14 protein-coding genes are annotated in these 15,185 nt (G+C 71.2%); 6 read left to right on the top strand and 8 right to left on the bottom strand.

Going from position 1 to position 15,185, the window contains the following annotated elements; genetic code table 11:
* Positions 1 to 505: 505 nt before the first annotated feature.
* Both V6U88_RS12725 and V6U88_RS12720 read left to right on the top strand, forming a co-directional pair.
* Positions 506 to 1,015: a dethiobiotin synthetase gene (locus V6U88_RS12725; RefSeq protein WP_334452675.1), complete on the top strand. Its 510-nt coding sequence runs from the start codon at positions 506 to 508 to the stop codon at positions 1,013 to 1,015.
* A gap of 53 nt (positions 1,016 to 1,068) precedes the next feature.
* A complete protein-coding gene (locus tag V6U88_RS12720) occupies positions 1,069 to 1,587 on the top strand; it encodes a hypothetical protein (RefSeq protein ID WP_334452674.1) in 519 nt (172 codons plus the stop codon).
* A 100-nt stretch (positions 1,588 to 1,687) separates the two neighbouring features.
* Here V6U88_RS12720 and V6U88_RS12715 read toward each other — a convergent pair whose 3' ends face one another.
* Entirely contained in the window at positions 1,688 to 2,104 is a 417-nt protein-coding gene (locus V6U88_RS12715) for a MerR family transcriptional regulator (protein WP_334452672.1), read from the bottom strand.
* Between the two features lie 81 nt (positions 2,105 to 2,185).
* Here V6U88_RS12715 and V6U88_RS12710 point away from each other — a divergent pair, with 81 nt between their 5' ends.
* Both V6U88_RS12710 and V6U88_RS12705 read left to right on the top strand, forming a co-directional pair.
* Entirely contained in the window at positions 2,186 to 2,947 is a 762-nt protein-coding gene (locus V6U88_RS12710) for a methyltransferase domain-containing protein (protein ID WP_334452670.1), read from the top strand.
* Between the two features lie 99 nt (positions 2,948 to 3,046).
* Complete coding sequence (locus V6U88_RS12705) at positions 3,047 to 4,039, top strand: DUF1152 domain-containing protein (RefSeq protein WP_334452669.1); 993 nt, start codon at positions 3,047 to 3,049, stop codon at positions 4,037 to 4,039.
* Positions 4,040 to 4,264: 225 nt separating this feature from the next.
* Here the strand turns inward: V6U88_RS12705 and V6U88_RS12700 are convergent, their stop codons facing one another.
* From V6U88_RS12700 to rph, 3 genes are all read right to left on the bottom strand, one after another.
* Entirely contained in the window at positions 4,265 to 4,774 is a 510-nt protein-coding gene (locus tag V6U88_RS12700) for a hypothetical protein (RefSeq protein ID WP_334452667.1), read from the bottom strand.
* Between the two features lie 181 nt (positions 4,775 to 4,955).
* Complete coding sequence (locus tag V6U88_RS12695) at positions 4,956 to 5,561, bottom strand: YdeI/OmpD-associated family protein (protein WP_334452665.1); 606 nt, start codon at positions 5,559 to 5,561, stop codon at positions 4,956 to 4,958.
* A gap of 92 nt (positions 5,562 to 5,653) precedes the next feature.
* Positions 5,654 to 8,251, bottom strand: a complete 2,598-nt coding sequence (gene rph / locus V6U88_RS12690) for a rifamycin-inactivating phosphotransferase (RefSeq protein WP_334452663.1) — start codon at positions 8,249 to 8,251, stop codon at positions 5,654 to 5,656.
* Positions 8,252 to 8,676: 425 nt separating this feature from the next.
* On the opposite strand from rph, the gene V6U88_RS12685 reads away from it, so the two are divergent.
* Positions 8,677 to 9,027, top strand: coding sequence for a hypothetical protein (locus V6U88_RS12685; protein ID WP_334452660.1), 351 nt, complete (start codon positions 8,677 to 8,679; stop codon positions 9,025 to 9,027).
* A gap of 125 nt (positions 9,028 to 9,152) precedes the next feature.
* On the opposite strand, the gene V6U88_RS12680 is transcribed toward V6U88_RS12685, so the two are convergent.
* On the bottom strand, positions 9,153 to 9,626 hold the full coding sequence (locus V6U88_RS12680) for a nucleotidyltransferase domain-containing protein (RefSeq protein ID WP_334452659.1): 474 nt from the start codon (positions 9,624 to 9,626) through the stop codon (positions 9,153 to 9,155).
* Positions 9,608 to 11,005, bottom strand: a complete 1,398-nt coding sequence (locus tag V6U88_RS12675) for a BTAD domain-containing putative transcriptional regulator (protein ID WP_334452658.1) — start codon at positions 11,003 to 11,005, stop codon at positions 9,608 to 9,610. Before V6U88_RS12675 ends, V6U88_RS12680 begins: the two co-directional genes overlap by 19 nt.
* 191 nt (positions 11,006 to 11,196) lie before the next feature.
* Between V6U88_RS12675 and V6U88_RS12670 the strand changes: the two genes are divergently transcribed.
* Positions 11,197 to 11,721: a hypothetical protein gene (locus V6U88_RS12670; protein ID WP_334452657.1), complete on the top strand. Its 525-nt coding sequence runs from the start codon at positions 11,197 to 11,199 to the stop codon at positions 11,719 to 11,721.
* Between the two features lie 48 nt (positions 11,722 to 11,769).
* Here the strand turns inward: V6U88_RS12670 and V6U88_RS12665 are convergent, their stop codons facing one another.
* The gene (locus tag V6U88_RS12665; RefSeq protein ID WP_334452656.1) at positions 11,770 to 12,234 is read right to left on the bottom strand and encodes a hypothetical protein; all 465 of its coding nucleotides are present in this window, start codon (positions 12,232 to 12,234) and stop codon (positions 11,770 to 11,772) included.
* 58 nt (positions 12,235 to 12,292) lie between these two features.
* The gene (locus V6U88_RS12660) at positions 12,293 to 15,106 is read right to left on the bottom strand and encodes a polymorphic toxin-type HINT domain-containing protein (RefSeq protein ID WP_334452655.1); all 2,814 of its coding nucleotides are present in this window, start codon (positions 15,104 to 15,106) and stop codon (positions 12,293 to 12,295) included.
* Positions 15,107 to 15,185: the final 79 nt, after the last annotated feature.

Here is a 15,185-nt window from a genome sequence, read left to right as displayed (position 1 = left end):
CAGGAACGCGAGGCCGCCGCCGCCGGCGGTGAGCGGCACCAGGCTCGGGATCCAGGCCTCGTCGGAGTCCTGGTCGACGACTCGCGCCGGGACCGGGCCGACCGGGCGTTCCTCCAGGTACGGCTCGATCGTCACCTCGGCGATGCGGAACTCTCCGCCGTCGGCCACGAACTCCCCGGTGCAGGTCCACCCCTCGTTCTTTCCCTCGAACGGGACACACCGGGTGATCCGCACCTGGCCGGGCGACCCGGCGTACTCGGCGAGGGTGGCGCCCACCCCCTGCACGAGCAGCAGCAGGCCGAGCACGCCGAGGAATCCGGCGAAGCCGCCGACGATGAGGAGCAGCTGCCAGTCGAAGCCACCGAGTCGCCGTCGCTCCGGTGTTTCCGCCAGGTCACGCCCCATGCCGGGGATGGTACGAGTGCCGGTCCACGCTGGGGGTTCCTGTGGCGTACCGGCGGGGTGGCCACGCCCGGCGCTACCCTCGCCGTGGGGGTGAGGCCGGGTGGTGCAGGTGGCGGTCTGCGGCCCGGCGTCGGCGACGCCGGCCGAGCTGGCCCACGCCCGCCGGGTGGGGGAGCTGCTCGCCGCGCGCGGCGCGACCGTCCTCTGCGGAGGTGGCGGCGGGGTGATGGCCGCGGTCGCCGCCGGCGCCCGGGCCCACCACGGTCTGGTCATCGCGGTACGCCCCGACGACGGCACCGCCCCCGGCCCGGTCGCCGACGCGTCGGCGACGCTGCTGACCAACCTGGGCCAGGCCCGCAACGCCGTGCTGGTGTGGAGCGCCGACGCGGTGATCGCGGTGGGCGGCTCCTGGGGCACCCTCAGCGAGGTGGCGCTGGCGATGCGCCGGGGCGGGGTGCCGGTGGTGGTGCTCGGCGGCTGGCGGGTGCTGGACGCCACCGGCGCGCCGGTGCCCGGTCCGCAGCACGTCGACATCCCGGAGGAGGCGGTCCGGGTGGCGCTGGCGGACCGGCCGGGCGACGGCGACTCCGGCCCGGCGCGTCGGGCGTAGCCTCCTGCCATGTTCCTGTGTTGCCGGTCCGTGATTCCCCGGGAGCCGTGTCGGTGAGGCGGGGGGTCCGCGGTGCGTGGCCGGTCGCGCTCTGGGCCGTCGTGCTGATCGGGCTCTGCGCGGTGGGACTCGCCCCGTCGTTCTCGGGGGCGAGCTGCGCCGAGCGGGAGGCGGCGGTCGCCGCGCCGCTGCACACCGACGTCGCGCCGGTCGCCCGGGAGTTGGCACCGCTCGGGCCGGTTTTGGAGGTGTACTGGGTGCAGCGGGTCGACGGCGGACTCTGCGACCTCAGCCCCGGATCCCTGCGCCTGGCCCGCGAGGGTGTCGCCCGGGTCGCCGACGGGGCCGCCTTGACGCGACTGGCACCGCACGCCGGGGATCCCGTCGGCTCCGTCGCACCCGACGAGCGGCTGTCGCCGTGGCTGCCGTCCCGCCCCGACTGGTGGTCGGGGTCGGCACTGGACGCGCGCTTCGACGCGGGGACCGACGCCGGTTCGGCCTGGTACTGGCTGGACCGGGCCAGCGGTGTCGTCTACTTCCGCTCCGACGTGGACTACGACCTGGGCGCCTGAAGCCGGTAGGTTCTGCCGCCAGCGCTTGACCCTGTCTTCCGACGCCGCGCACTGTCCGTCGCGGACCGAAGTGTCTGACCTCCGTCGGCGGACTGTGGGATCAGTGGTGGTCCAGAGCCTCAGCCGTATCGACCCCGTCCAGCCGCGCGAGCACCATCGCCTGGAACTGCGGGCACGACTGGTAGTCCGGGTGCCGGCATCGCAATGCGTGCTCCAGCAGCGTCTGCGACAGCGTGAGCCGGGCGATGCGCTCGCGCACCTGGGCCAACTGGCCACGCAGCAGATCCCGTCGCCGCTCCCGATCCGGAGCGATGAACAGCTCCCGCAACTGCTCCAGACTGAACCCCGCCTCTTTACCCAGCAGGATCTCCGCCACCCGGGTCACATCCACCGCGCCGTACACCCGGCGGCCCGCCACCCGCCGCGCCGGCGCCAGCAATCCCATGTCCTCCCAATGCCGCAGAACGTGCGTGGCCAGACCGAAGCGGGCCGCCAGTTCCCCGATCGAGTACTCCATCGACCATCTCACCGACTTCACGTTCACCTTGACTGGAGCAAAGTTGACTTCAGGTCTACCTGAAGTCACACACTAGGGCGCATGCCCGACACGCACACCGCCTACACGAACGTCGAAAGGCTCATCCGAACACTCGACGCCGCCGAAACCACGCCCGACGCCGCCACGCTACGCACGCGCAGCTACCAGCTGCTACGGCTGCACCCCGGCGCGACAGTGGTCGACGTCGGCTGCGGCACCGGCCGTGCCGTCGCCGAACTCGCCCAGCACGGCGCCCGCGCCATCGGTGTGGACCTCGACCCCGCGATGCTGGCCGCCGCCCGCAGCCGGTTCCCCGACATCGACGTGCGCGCCGCCGACGCCACCGATCTGCCCATAGGCGACGGGCAGGCCCACGGCTACCGAGCCGACAAGGTGTACCACGTGCTGCCCGAACCCTCCGCCGCCCTGATCGAAGCCCGCCGGGTCCTCGCCCCCGGCGGCCGCATCGTGCTGCTTGGCCAGGACTGGGACACCATGATCATCGACTCTGACCAACCCGACCTGACCCGCCGCATCGTGCACGCCCGCGCCGACACCATCCCCCACCCCCGCATCGCCCGCGCCTACCGCAACCTGCTGCTCGACACCGGCTTCCATGACGTCGAGGTAGAGGTCCGCACCGCGATATTCACCGACGCCACAATGCAGCCGCTGCTCGCCGGACACGCTGACGCCGCCTGTCAGACTGGCGCCGTCAGTGTCGAGCAGGCCGAGGCATGGGTCAGCGAGCAGACCCGACGTGCCGCCAGCGGGCGGCTGATGGTCGCCGTCCCCATGTTCCTGGCCGCCGCTACCCGCTGACCTCAGATCGACAGGCACCCCGGCAGCGACGGGGACCTTGGGACAAGTCCGGCCCTGTGCGTTTTGGATAGCAGGGGCGTGGCTGATCATTGAGCGGTGATGAACCCTGCCGCGCTGCCGGCCGACCCCGGTGAGTTCTCGTTGGCCGTTCCGCCGCTGTTTGCCGCGCTGGCTCCGGCGCGGAGCATCCTCATCGCCGGGGCGGGCGGTGGGTTCGACGTGTACGCCGGCCTGCCCTTGGCGTTCGCCCTGTGGCGCGGCGGCGCACAGGTGCACCTGGCCAGCCTGTCCTTCTCCCAGCTCGAACTGATCGATCAGGACGCGTGGATGACGGAGCACGTCGCGGCGGTGCAGCCGGACACCACCAGCCCGGACTGGTACTTCCCCGAACGGACACTCGCCCGGTGGCTGGCGGCTCAGGAACTGCCGTCGACCGTGTACGCCGTTCCGCCGCTCGGTGTCCAGCCGTTACGGGCGGCGTACCGGCACCTGGTCGAACAACTCGACATCGATGCGGTGGTGCTGGTCGACGGCGGCACCGACGTCCTGCTGCGCGGCGACGAGAGCGATCTCGGCACCCCGGTGGAGGACATCACCAGCCTGGCCGCCGTGGCCGCGCTGGACGTGCCGGTCAAGCTGGTGACCAGTCTCGGCTTCGGCATCGACGCCTACGACGGCGTCAACCACGTCCAGGTGCTGGAGAACCTCGCCGCACTCGACCGCGACGGCGGCTACCTCGGTGCCCTGTCCATCCCCGGATCGAGCCGGGAGGCGGCGCTGTACCGCGATGCCGTAGCCGACGCCCAGGCCGCCACCCCGGACCGGCCAAGCATCGTCCACGGACAGATCGCCGCCGCCACCAGCGGCGCGTTCGGAGACGTCCGGTTCACCCGGCGCACCGGCGGCGGCGACCTGTTCGTCAACCCGCTGATGGCGATCTACTTCACCGTCGACCTCGACAAACTCGCCGCCCGATGCCTGTACCTCGACCGCATCGAGAACACCATCGGCAGGCGACAGGTCATCACGCGCATCCAAGCGTTCCGCGACGAACTCCTCAGCCCACGCATCCCCCGCGCGTTTCCCCACTGAACGTCCGGACGGCGCGCAGGTGGCGACGTCATGACGCACAGCGTGGATTCGGCGCGTGTTGGAGGCGTGGGGACTGGCCCTGACCACGGACATCGCGCGGCAGGACAGGCATTGGCGGGCTGAAGGCTATCCGAACGCTGATCCCTAGAACTGTTTGACGAATATCCCTCGACCGACGCTGCCCCACCGCTGTGACCGCTTGAAATGGTCCGCCTGCACGCGCAGTCAGTAGTGCTGACGCACCTCACTCACCGCTGACAGCGCCTCCAGCCACGGATCGTCTCGCCCGCTGGAAAGGTGCTGGGCGTACCCAGGACCGAGGATGAGGTAGTCGATGAACCCGGCGACGTCGTCGGCCAGCTTGGCGAAACTGGCAAGTTCGCTGTCGGTGTACCAGACGATGTTCAGGTCGGAGAACCACCACACCTCGCCGGTTGCACGCTCAACGAAGACGGGGTTCTGCAGGACGTCCGCGACCACGCACCAGCGCGCATCACCGCCCGGCAGGTCTTCAGCCATCCACGGCGTCTGGCGCACGGATGCTGCCGACCACAGCCGGATGTCGCCGGTGCTTCCACAGTCACCCCCGTCGGCAAGGCGAAGGAACTCGGCGTACCCGGGGGCGATGTCGTCGAGTGGCTCGTCCAGAGGGACCGGCGGTGGCAGCTCCAGCGGCCCATACGGCGGCGCAAGCCGCGCCAGAACCGCCGCGATTCGACGGACGGAGTCGATCAAGGGCATTCCTCATTCTCCAACCACCGGTCCGGTAGGCGTCGGCCGCGGTTGTCACGTCGGGGCTGCGGCCCGCCGGACTCCTGCGCTACGGCATGACAGCTCAGACGCCGCAGCCGACTTCGATACCGGCCCTGAGGCGCGGACCGCGGTAGATGAGTGCACATGATCATGAAGGTGCCGATTACGGCGAGTTCGGAGGCTTGACCTTCTGCGGGTAGATCGTCTCGTGGCGGGCCAGCATGGCGACGAGCTCGCTGATCTTCCGCTCGCGGGTCTGCGCCCGTTTGACGGCGTTGACGCGGTGGATGAGAGCGAACCGGTTGGTTTTGGTGAGTACGTCGAACATGGCCTGGGCGGCGGGGTCGGCGGCGATGGCGGCGAGGAGGTCGGCCGGTACCTCGGCTTCCGACGGCGGGGCGTAGGCGGCCGCCCACCGCCCGTCCGCCTTCGCGGCTTCTACCGCGACGCGGCCTGGGGGCAGCATGCGCCCCTGCGCCTCCAGCCGGGCCACGTGGGCGACGTTGCGTTGTGACCAGGAACTGCGGGGCCTGCGAGGGGTGAACCGGATCCAGGAGGTTTCCTGATCCCGTTTACGGGCCTGCCCGTCGATCCAGCCGAAACACAGGGCCTCGTCGACCGCCTGCTGCCAGGTCAGCGTCGTGACCGTGCCGCCCTTCTTGGTCAGGGCGAGCCAGACACCGGGCGACGTGGCGTGGTTGGCCGACAACCACGCGCGCAACGCGTCGGCGTCCGCGACGATCAACTCATCCAGTTCAGCGCTCGCCATGACGGCAGGCTATCGCTGCGCCGTCGCCGCTGCGTCTGCCTGTGGGCATATGTGCTCGCCAAGGCAGACGGGCCTGCTCGGTGTGTGGTCGGTCAAGGCAGAATCTCGACGTACCCGTCGCTGCCGTGCACGCGGATCCGCTGCCCATCGGCAATCAGCCGGGTGGCATCTGCCACCCCGACGACAGCCGGCAGGCCGTACTCCCGTGCGATCACTGCGCCGTGGGTCATCAATCCTCCGACCTCCGTCACCAGGCCTGTGACGGCGACGAAGAGGGGCGTCCAGCTCGGATCCGTGTGGGCCGTGACGAGGATGTCACCCGGTTCGAGATCAGCCTGGGCCATGTCCAGGATGACGCGGGCGCGCCCTTCGATGGTCCCGGCGGAGACCGGTAGGCCGATCAGGGCGCCGGTCGGCACGTCGTCGCGTCGGTACGCCCCGGCGATGGCCTCGCCATCCGAGGTCAGCACCCGGGGCGGCGTGAGCGCGTGGTACGACCGGAACGCGTCCTTGCGCTGCTGGATGAGCTGGTCATCCGCGCTGTTCGAGCGCACGACGTCGTGGAGCTCCTGGAACGTGAGGTAGAAGATGTCCTCCTTCTCGGTGAGCACGTCGGCCCGCACGAGGCGCTCGGCCTCTTCCAGCAGGGCCTGCTTGTAGACGAAGTAGCGGCTGATGATGCCGTACTTCGGGTACTCCCGGTAGCCGATGAAGGTCCGGAGCCGGTCGATCATCCGCTTGGCCTCGTTGGCCTTGTGCTCCCCGTCCGGCAGGGCCCGCAAGCGGGAGAGCACGTCCTGCTCCTTCTGCTGCGCCTGCTCCCGCCCTTGCGCGAAGCGCCGCTCGGCGGCGCCCGGCTCGAAGAGCTTGACGTGGTCGAGGATCAGGGGCACGAGCGTGGTCGGCCGTTCGCTCCAGCGCGGCCTCGTGATGTCGATCTCGCCGGCGCAGCGCATGCCGTACCGGTCGAGGTAGGCCTCGATGGCGTCGCGCGCTTCGGTCCCGCCCGCGAGCTTCGGCAGCTCGTCCAGGAAGCGGTCGTCCTCGACGCCCTGCAGGAACGTCACCACCTCCGGGTGCGGGCGGATCACGTCCGCGACGTCGAGCAGCGCCAGTCCCATCTCGGACGTGACGTTGCCGGGGGCGGACAGCGTGAGGGTGTCGGCGGCGTTCTTCTCGCCCAGCCATTCCTGCAGTTGGTCGTTGAGCCACCAGGTGGCCTCCATCCCCGCCATGATCGCCTGCATGCTCAACGGATCACTGAGGACTCGCTTCTGCTCCTGGAAGGCCTCCAGCAGGAAGTCGAACAGCGCCGGTCCGGTCAACGTCGCGATGTCGCGCCGCAGGGCGGCGATGGAGGCCTGGCTGCGCTCGATCAGCTCGGTGACGATGGCCGGATCGGTCTCGATCGGGGCGGACGCGCCGCCGACCGGCGGCCTGCCGGGACCCGCGTCCGGGAGCGACGGGACGAAGTCGTCGCGGCCGAGGACGGTCTCCAGTGCGTCCCTGGTCAGCGGATCGCTCCTCCCCACCATGTCCAGGAGGCCGGCGCGGCTCGCGGGCGAGGCCAGGTGCCGGGTGACGTCGACGAACAGTCTCCCGCCGGCCTCGTGCATCGGCGCCATGGCCGTCAGTTGCCACATGGAGAGCCCCAGTGGCTTCATGGGGTCGGTCATCATCTGCTGATGACCGACGGAGGCGTAGACGTGGTTCTCCCGGTCGCTGGCCGCGGGGATGGGGAACAGCGTGGTGATTGGCCGGCTCTGCACGATCTGGAAGTCATCGTCGACCAGGCACCATTCGATGTCCTGCGGGTGGCCGAAATGCTCTTCGATCCGCCGCCCGAGCTGCACGAGCCGCACGACCTGCGCATCCGTCAGCGCCGGCTGCTCCTGCCGCTGCGGGTCGATCGCCACTTCCTGCGTGCCGCCAGCCGGCAGGGCGTGAACGGCACGCCGTTTGGCAGCGACCGCCTCGGCGACGACCTCGCCGTCGCGCACCTTGAAGACGTCCGGGTTCACCAGGCCGGAAACCAGGGCCTCGCCGAGGCCGAAGCTGGCGTCGACGGTGGCGACCTTCCGGTTGCCCGTGACGGGGTCGGCCGTGAACAGGATGCCGGCCGCATCCGAGAAGACCATCCGCTGCACGACCACGGCCATCTGGACCGTACGGTGGTCGATGCCGTTCCGCAGGCGGTAGGTCACTGCCCGCTCGGTGAACAGCGACGCCCAGCACCGGCTGACGTGCTGGAGGATCGCCGCCGGCCCCACGACGTTCAGGTACGTGTCCTGCTGACCGGCGAAGGATGCCGTCGGCAAATCCTCTGCCGTCGCGCTGGATCGCACGGCGTAGGCGGCCAGCTCGCCGAACTGGGCGAGCGCGCGGGTGATCGCCGCCGCCAGATCGCCCGGGATGGCGATCCCTTCGATGGTCCGGCGGATCTCCGCGCTGAGCGTGCGGATCGCCTCCCGGTCATCCGGGTTCAGGCGCGACAGCTGATCGAGCCGACCGTCGATCGACGGCGCTTCCGCCATGATCCGCCGGAAGGCGGCCGTCGTCACGCAAAACCCGGCCGGCACCCGGATGCCGTCGATCCGCGACAGCCCGCCCAGGTGCGCGGCCTTGCCGCCGACGACCGCGACCTGCGTCTCGTCAACCTCTTGAAGATCCAACACGTACCGCTCGATCATCGCGACACCTCCGAGGCAGCCGTGCTTGTCGGGCACGTCCTCATGTCTGGTTCGAGGTCGCCGCGTCCCTCGTACATCGACAACACACCCACGTCGTGCCCCCAGTTCCTCGTCGGTGCTGTGTCCGGCCGCCGATTCTGCGGTAAGACCCAGGTCTTGCCGCAAGCCCCCCGGTGCGCTATACGTTAGAAGTGGCAAGGAGTGCGATCTCCTTGCCTTTGCTTTTGTCGTCCGCCGCGGGCTGAGATCCTTTGACCGCCCGGAGCATGCCGGGTACCTCCGGCGGGTGCCGGAGGTACCCGCGACTCCGCAGCGCCCTGGCACTCTCGGGCTGTCCCCGCCGCATCGCAACGTGCAGAAGCCTCGCGATTCGCCCGGGGTGGGGCCGAATGCGGGTGCGGCGGCGAACAGGAGAAAATGGACGAATGAGGGAGCGGACCGGCCTGACCCAGGTGGAGTACTTCGTACTGCACGAGTCCGACGGCGACGCGTCCCTGCCCGAGATCGCCGACGCCTGGTTCGACAACGGCGCGAGGTCCCCGACGGTCGAGGAGGCCGTGCCGGCGCTCGCCGGGGCGCTGGTGAGCCTGACCGCCGACGGCCTGGTGGAGGTGCGGCGGTTCACCAGCTGGCCGGCACCCTGGAACGGCGGCGTGCGGGTCGAGGGCGCGCACCTGCGCGCCGAGGTGGGCGGCGTCGACCCCTGGCTGCCCGGCCCCGCCCGGATCGGGCTGTTGGTCGCCCGCGTCACCGAGGAGGGTGGGGCGTACCTCTGACTCCCGGCCCGGGGGCGTCCCGGCGCGGTGGCAGACTGGCCCGGTGGACGAGAACGCCGACGGGCAGTGGTGCCTGACCCGGTTTGTCGACACCGGCGACGAGCGCCAGGGGAGGCTGGGCTGACTCAGCCGACCGTTGCCCTGAGCAGGGCGATGTCGTGCTGATCGACGGCGCGCGGCGAATAGCCCTCCCGGAAGCGCAGCTGCTGGGCCACCGACAGGCAGGGCACCGGCCGCCCACCGATGGTGCCCTCGGCGAAGCCGTCCGCGGCGTAGCCGAAGCTGGTGCCGTCCAGTCCCTCCTGCACCCCACTGCCGTCCGGTCGGAACGCCACCGGGTGCAGGTCGACCCGCCGGCCGTCCGGCGCGGTCAGCTCGGCGCGGACCGGCAGCCAGTCGACGGTCACGGCGAAGCCGAGCCGGTCCAGCAGGGCGAGGACCTCCGCCTGCTGGGCCGCGTCGACGGCGAGGTCGAGATCGCCGTGCGGTCGGGTCTGCCGGCCGACCACCGCGTCGACCGCCCAGCCGCCGGCCACCCAGGCCCGCAGCCCGTGGGCGGCGAACTCGGTCAGCAGGGCGGTCACCTCGTCTGCGTCCACCCGGCCAGCCTGCCAGGCGGTGCCGACCCGCCCTCGCAGGGTGCCTCCGTGGCGGACCGGCCGCACGTGGCGAGGCTGCACCAGCGTCGCAGGCCGCTCTCGTCGAGGAACAACCACCCGCACCGCTCGTCGGGGCACGCCCGGACGGTGAGCCGGCGCGGGTCGGCCAGCAGTTCGGCGGCGCTCCAGGCGACCGCGTGCACGGGCAGCCGCAGCCCGGCGGTCAGGTCCGGCCACCACCGGCCGCGGCCGTCGACGTCGCGCCGGAAGACCAGCGTCTTCGCGGCCTCCTCGGCGTACCGGGCGACGGCGTCGAAGGCCGGGCCGTCCTCGGGGTCGGTCAGGCAGGCGTACAGCCGGGCGCGCAGCGCGCGGGCCTCGTCGAGCGCGGCGCTGGCCCGGACCGGGTCGCGGCGGGCCAGATCGAGCAGGCGGCCCACGCTCACCTCGTCGGCCAACCCCACGTGGCCGGTCCAGACCGCCAGGGTGCGGTAGCCGCGCAGCCACTCCGCGCCCGGTATCGGGGGCTGGTGGCCCCAGCCGGCGAACGTGTTGCAGAACTCCAGCGCCGGATGCCCGCCGACGCTCCACGGCAGCGCCTCGCCGCGGACCCGCACCTCGTACACCGGCCGGCCGGTCCGCTCCAGGCGGTGGTCGGCGCGCAGGATCCGGCGGTGCACCTCCCGCAGCCGGTCGCCGGGCTCGATCCCCAGGTCGTCCACGAGCGTGCGGCGGGTGCTCCGGTACAGCCGCAGCGCGTCGGCCTGCCGGTCGCCCCGGTACAGCGCGGTCATCAGGGTGGCGACCAGGTGCTCCCGGGTCGGGTGCCGGCCCACCACCGGCGTCAGCTCGGTCACCACGCGGGCGTGCTGGCCCAGCGCGAGCCGCGCCTCGGCGCGCAGCTCGACGCCGGTGAGCCGGCGCTCCTCCCACGGCCCGTCCAGCCGCTCGCGCAGCTCGTCGTCGGCGGTGTCGGCGAGCAGCGGACCCCGCCGCAGCGCCAGCGCCCGGTCCAGCAGCCGGACCCGCTCGCCCGGATCGGTGGTGGCCGCCGCCCGGTCCACCAGCCGGGCGAACTCCACCGCGTCCACCCGGTGCCCGTCGGGTTCCACCAGGTAGCCGTCGCCCCGGGTGGTGATCCGGACCTGGTACGGGGCCAGCGACGCCCGCAACCGTCCGATGTACGTGTGCACGGCGCCCCGGGCCGAGGCCGGCGGGTCGTCGTGCCACAGCAGGTCGATGAGCCGGTCGGTGCCGACCAGGTGACCGACGTCGAGCAGCAGCACGCCGAGGATGCACCGTTCCTGGCGGCGGCAGCCCAGCTCGACCGGCTCCCCGTCCTGGCGCGCCTCGAACGGCCCCAGCAGAAGGAACTCCATGCCTCTGTGACCCCCTGGCCCCCCGCCCCGGTTGCCACCCCGGTGATCCGATGGTGATCCCGCCCCGCCGTCACCCGCCGAACGGCGGTGTCGCCACGACTCGGCGTCGGGGGAGGAGGCGGCGGTGGTCAGCAGGTGGTGAGGGGAGGGGGTGAGGGTGGTGGCGTTCCGACACCGATCAAGGAGCAGAGATGCGTAAGAGAACGAGCATCGCCGCCGTGGCGGTCCTGGCCGCGGTCGTCGTGGCCGCACCGGTCCCGGCGTCCGCGCAGACCACCGGGGGTACGCACGGCTGGGTGCCCGCCCCGCAGGCGCCCTTCGACCAGCCCGCCGGGGCGCGGTGCGACTTCGCCATCCACAGCGAGTCCGTCCGCGACGAGGTCCGCAAGCTGGTGCTGGACACCAACCCGGACGGCTCGCCCCGCCGCGAGCTGTACGCGGGCGGCCTGATCGTCGAGGTGACCAACACCGAGTCCGGGGCGACCACCGAGGTCGACGCCAGCGGCACCGCCCTGATCGAGTACCACCCGGACGGTTCGCAGACCTGGTACGCCCACGGCCCGGCGCTCTTCGGCTTCCGGCCGGACGGCGGGACGCTGCCGCGCGGCTACTGGCTCGTCGACGGGGTGTACCGCATGGAGTTCAGCCCGACGTTCTACAAGACCCTCACGATGGTGCACGGCACCACGCACAACGTCTGCGACGACCTGGACTGACCGGTCGCGCCGCGTCCCCGGGTGCCGTCGAGGGCCCGGGGACGCGGCTCAGACGCTCTCCTGCGAGATCTCGAACCCGGTCGGCGGCGAGTGGGTGAAGCGGTCCCAGACCGGGTGGGTCGAGATCCGGGCGAACCAGTCGTCGAACGGCTCCGGCCCGCCCCGGAACCACCAGTCCTCGTGGTGCCCGGACCACTCCGGGTCCGGCCCGAACCGGTACTCGGCGTGCAGCTGGACGTACTCCTCGTGGTCGCCGTCGGCGTCGACCACGTCGAACTGGCGCACGATGCTCAGGACGAACGCGGCGTCGCCGGTCGCGCCGACCGCCGCGTACTGGAACAGCAGGCCGTCCTGGTCCGGCAGCTCGGTCGACACCTCGAACTCGACGGCGGCGAAGCGCCGCACGGCGTCCAGCAGCCGGGCCGGCGGCGGGACGGTGGTGTCCGGCGCGGCGAAGCCGCCGAGGTCGCGGAAGGCGGCCTCGGCGGCGTCGATCGGCAGTCGTCGGGTCATGTCGTCATCCTGCCCGCCCGGGCCCGCCGTCGCGGGGCCCGGGCGTCGGCGGGTCGGCCTACGGCCACGGCCCGGCCGCCAGCTGCTTACCGATGTACGCCAGCACGTTGCGTGCCTCGGCCGCGGTCTTGGTCTGCAGGATCAACCGGTTGACCTCGGCGTAGTAGGCCGGACTGTGGGTGGTGGAGTGCACGGCCGCGCCGAGCGGGTTGGCCGAGCTGACGAACCGGGGCAGGTAGACGCCGTTCGCCGCCTCGTTGATGCCCACCCCGAGGCTGGTCAGGTGCGCCCGGGCCGGTGCCGCCGCCTTGGCGCCGCTGGCCACGATGTGGTGCGCGGCGGTCTCCGCCGGGCGGACCACGTTCGCCGCGGTGAGGCTCCCCGCCAGGGCCTTCGCGTTCACCGAACACGGACCCGAGTTGTGGACGAGCACCGCGTCGGCCGCCCGGCCGTCGCCGGTCACCACGTAGTACGTGTGGATGCCGGCGACGGTCAGGTTGTGCACCCGGTCGACCCGGCTGTAGCGCGCGACTCCGTCCACCAGGGCGGTGCGGCCGTCGGCCAGCCGGACGACGTCCCCGAGCGCGAGATCACCGGCGTCGACCCAGGCCCGGGCCCCCACCACCCAGAACGGGTGCTTGTCGGTGGCGGTGATGACCTCGCCGTTGACCTCGACGTCGACCAGGTGCTTCACGCCCTGACCGATGATCAGGTGAGTGACCTCGCGGGGTCCGCGCTCACCGGTCTCCGGGTCCTCGGCGAGGACCAGGTCGCCGGTGCGGACGTCCTCGATCGGCTTGGTGCTGCCGTCGGCCATCACCACCCGGGTGCCCGCGGCGAAGCTGTTGCCGACACAGGGGATCTTGGCGGCCGTCTCGACCACCTTCTCCGCGGTGCTGGGCACCGCCCGGGCTGCGACGTCGTCCGCGGCGGCCGCCGCCACCTTCGGCGCCGCGGTGGCCGCTCCCTTGATCGCCGAGGTGGCCATGCTCGCGCCGGCGCTGCCGACGATCGAGATGCCCGCGTCGATCAGTTCCGCGTTGGACTTGCTGACCCCGGCCGCCTGGAGGCCCGAACTGGTGAAGGAGCTGGTCTCCTCGCCGCTGAACAACTGCCGGGCGCCGCTGATGGCGACGTCGACGCCGTGCACCGCCACCGCGCCACCGGCGACCGCGCCCACACCCGTCCAGCTCGTGGCGGCCCCGAGGGCCACGCCCGCCGCCGCCTCGGCGACGCCGCCGACGAGTTTCACCCCGCCGAGCACCCTGTTCCAGGGGAACCGCCCGTCGGGATCACCCAGGCGTATCGGGTTGTTGTAGGCGTACGTGTAGAGCGCCAGGTTCATCGACGCGTACACGCCACCGTTCGGGCTGCCCTCCAGGTAGTTCTCCAGCACCGGGTCGGGCGTCTGCCAGACCTGGGTACGGGGGTCGTAGTAGCGGGCGCCGTAGTAGTAGAGGTTGGTCTCCTGGTCGTACTCCTTGCCGCTGAACTGGTGCGGCACCGGCTGCGACGAGTGCTCGCTGACCCAGGTCTCGCCGCCGGGGAAGTACAGCATGTGCTCGCTCATGCCGCCCTGGTCGTCGGTGACGAACCCGGTCGACCCGAGGTGGTCGCTGTGCGAGTAGTACTGCCGGTCCTCGCGGCGGAAGTCCGGCTCGACCAGCTTGGTGGTCAGCTTGTCCTGGCCGATGTAGACGTGCTTGAACTGCTGGTTGCCCCGGGTGGAGTAGTTCTGGTTCGGGTAGATGTGGAACTGCGCCCCGTCCTTGACCACCCGGCTGCCCTGGTCGTCGTAGTAGTAGCGGGCGCTGTTCGGGGTGCCGCCGGCGTTGTCGCAGGACGCCGGGGTCTGCGGCAGCGTCTTGCTCTGCACGTTCTCGTGGCTGCAGGCGAGGCGGTTCTCCTCGTCCCAGATCATCTGCCGGCGCGGCCGGGGCTGCTGCTCCCGGCTGATCTGGTTGCCGTTCTGGTCGTACTGGAAGGTGTAGATGCCGATGCTGGTCGGCGCGTGCGGCTTTCCGCTGCCGTAGGCGTACCCGTAGTTGTAGCTGAGCTTGCCGTCGACGATGGTGTTGCCGTTGCTGACCAGCTCGTGGGTCTGGCTCTTGCTGGTGATGTTGTGCAGGCTGTCGTACTTCAGGTCGACCCGGTAGCGGTCGGTCTGCGGGGTACGCGGCTGGTAGCTGCCCTCCGCGTGGGTGAGCTGGTACAGGTCGTCGTAGGTGTAGCTCTGCGTGCTCGGGCCGCCGACCTGCATGCCGACCTCGGGGCCGCTGGGGGCCACCGTGTCGTTGACGATCGACATGATGTTGCCGACGTTGTCGTAGCTGTAGTCCAGGTTGTGGAAGACGTAGCCGTTGGACAGGTTCGCCTGGATCTTGCTCAGCCGCCGGTCCTCGGTGTTGTACGAGTAGCGGGTGCGGGTGCCGTTGCCGGTCTCCAGCAGGATCCGCTGCTCGAACTTGTCGTAGTCCAGCCGCTTGAGGTAGTCGTAGCTGAACTCGCCCTTGACGCCCCGGGCCGAGTCGACCTGGCCGCCGCTGTTGTAGTGGTAGGAGAGCTTCTCCCCGTCCGGCCAGGTCATCGAGAGCATCCGGTTGAACGAGTCGTACCGGTACTCGGTGGTGAAGGTCTGGATGTGGCTGCCCTGGGCCGGGGTGGTGCGGGTCTCCTTGATCAGCTCGCCGAGCGGGCCGTACCGGCGGTTGACCTTGCCGGCGCCGTCGACCATGTCGGTGATCCGGTTGGCGGCGTTCTCCGGCGCGCCGGGCGCCCCGTAGGTGTAGCTGACGTTGTTGGCCGGGAAGACCGGGTACCGGATCGCCTTCAGCCGGGTGAAGTCGTAGTCGTACTCGATCGCCTTCGACACCGCCGCCAGCTTGCTGGTGACCTTGCGGACCAGGTTGTTGGCCAGGTCGAAGGTGGAGGTGACGGTGCCCGAGTCGGGG

Origin of the sequence: Micromonospora sp. CPCC 205739 (assembly GCF_036906795.1) — a bacterium.
GTDB lineage: Bacteria > Actinomycetota > Actinomycetes > Mycobacteriales > Micromonosporaceae > Micromonospora.
This window is presented reverse-complemented; position numbering and strand designations above follow the sequence as displayed.

Coding starts and splice junctions, on each gene's coding strand:
- V6U88_RS12685 (WP_334452660.1), top strand. CDS start 8,677: ATGAGGGAGCGGACCGGCCTGACCCAGGTGGAGTACTTCGTACTGCAC.
- V6U88_RS12695 (WP_334452665.1), bottom strand. CDS start 5,561: ATGGCGAGCGCTGAACTGGATGAGTTGATCGTCGCGGACGCCGACGCG.
- V6U88_RS12665 (WP_334452656.1), bottom strand. CDS start 12,234: ATGACCCGACGACTGCCGATCGACGCCGCCGAGGCCGCCTTCCGCGAC.
- V6U88_RS12715 (WP_334452672.1), bottom strand. CDS start 2,104: ATGGAGTACTCGATCGGGGAACTGGCGGCCCGCTTCGGTCTGGCCACG.
- V6U88_RS12710 (WP_334452670.1), top strand. CDS start 2,186: ATGCCCGACACGCACACCGCCTACACGAACGTCGAAAGGCTCATCCGA.
- rph (WP_334452663.1), bottom strand. CDS start 8,251: ATGATCGAGCGGTACGTGTTGGATCTTCAAGAGGTTGACGAGACGCAG.
- V6U88_RS12705 (WP_334452669.1), top strand. CDS start 3,047: ATGAACCCTGCCGCGCTGCCGGCCGACCCCGGTGAGTTCTCGTTGGCC.
- V6U88_RS12670 (WP_334452657.1), top strand. CDS start 11,197: ATGCGTAAGAGAACGAGCATCGCCGCCGTGGCGGTCCTGGCCGCGGTC.
- V6U88_RS12675 (WP_334452658.1), bottom strand. CDS start 11,005: ATGGAGTTCCTTCTGCTGGGGCCGTTCGAGGCGCGCCAGGACGGGGAG.